We start from the raw sequence: 1,390 nt of genomic DNA, 5'->3' as shown, positions 1-1,390 counted from the left end.
GATGTCCTATTTATTTCGGCAAATAAAAACTGGTATTAGTTTTACCAACACCAGAAAGTGTAGACCCGCATTAATTAGAAATATTAAATCTCATTATGCTAGCGATGTCGCTAATTGAAGAGCCACCATCGGATCTGCGGCAGAAATCAGATAAACCACTGAGCCTTTGCTCCACGCGATCGTATTCATTCGTGCACTCGCATCGCTAGAGACATAAAAGTCAACGGCACCATGTACATCTGGAATCGGTAATGTTTCCGTGTGCAGCCATTTAACGGTATTCTTTGCCAGAGATTCACCGTTTTCACCATTGACATTGGATGCCCGTACAACTAAAGACCAGCGCCCTTCCAGCCAATTAATATAGACTGAACCAGCAGCACCTTCCTTAGTCGCAGTGATGCCTGTACCTAAATCAATCGCCGGTAGCCCAGATTGTGGTGCTTGATAATCGATTGTACTTTGCGCAGCACTTGCCGAAGGATAAGTTTTTTTCTGCACCGTTACAAAAGAAGTTTGACCATTCAAATAGTTATTGTTGATCGCGACTTCTTGATCACTCGCAAAATAAGAAATAGTGTAATTGCGAACATCACCCGTATAGCTTACATTCAGAGACTTGCCAGACGCGACAGGGACAGTCTGTGGCAATTTCTCGTTTGAGAATGCCCCGGCCAATTGCTGATTAAGTTGCTCAATGCGACTTAAACTACTACTATCATTTGTTGAAGATGATTCCGATTCGCTACTCTTTGAGGAACTAATTGTAGAAGATGAGCTTTCCTCAACACTACTGCTAGAACTACTTTCAGATTTTTTACTTGATTGACTACTTTTCTCAGTTTTCTGACTTGAATCCTTTGATTCCAATGCACTTTTACTTTGGCAACCCGCACCAAACAACATAATTGCTGCCAATGATAAAATGAGCCATTTACTTTTTTTCATCACTAATTCCTCCCATCCCACGATTAAAGATTAGCACGAAACCACTAAAAGCCGAAACGTTTACACTTGATTTAAGAATAATTTATGACCTTCTTTTATCATTTGTTTAAATAAAAATATCCTTGATAAATGTTGTGTTAACATTTATCAAGGATATTTTGTTGTTATCACTCAACTGCCGGCTACTGGAATCGAACCAGCGACCTCCGCTTTACGAGGGCGGCGCTCTACCGACTGAGCTAAACCGGCAATGACCCGTACGAGATTTGAACTCATGTTACCGCCGTGAAAGGGCGGTGTCTTAACCACTTGACCAACGGGCCATCAAAAAATCGTCTATTTAACCAAAAAAATCGGTCCGAAAGACCGATTTGGCTAACTCCGGTTGTCAGACTCGAACTGACGACATCTTGATTAACAGTCAAGCGCTCTACCAACTGAG

1 protein-coding gene and 2 tRNA genes are annotated in these 1,390 nt (G+C 41.7%); all 3 read right to left on the bottom strand.

Features of this window, described 5'->3' with window-relative positions; genetic code table 11:
* Window positions 1–93 precede the first annotated feature (93 nt).
* On the bottom strand, window positions 94–948 hold the full coding sequence (locus EKM67_RS10685; RefSeq protein WP_125578954.1) for a hypothetical protein: 855 nt from the start codon (window positions 946–948) through the stop codon (window positions 94–96).
* Window positions 949–1,124: 176 nt separating this feature from the next.
* A tRNA-Thr gene (locus tag EKM67_RS10680) sits at window positions 1,125–1,197 on the bottom strand.
* Window positions 1,198–1,199: 2 nt separating this feature from the next.
* Window positions 1,200–1,271, bottom strand: a tRNA-Glu gene (locus EKM67_RS10675).
* Window positions 1,272–1,390 lie beyond the last annotated feature (119 nt).

The sequence above is a fragment of the Lapidilactobacillus mulanensis genome, from assembly GCF_003946215.1.
Lineage (GTDB): Bacteria > Bacillota > Bacilli > Lactobacillales > Lactobacillaceae > Lapidilactobacillus > Lapidilactobacillus mulanensis.
This window is presented reverse-complemented; position numbering and strand designations above follow the sequence as displayed.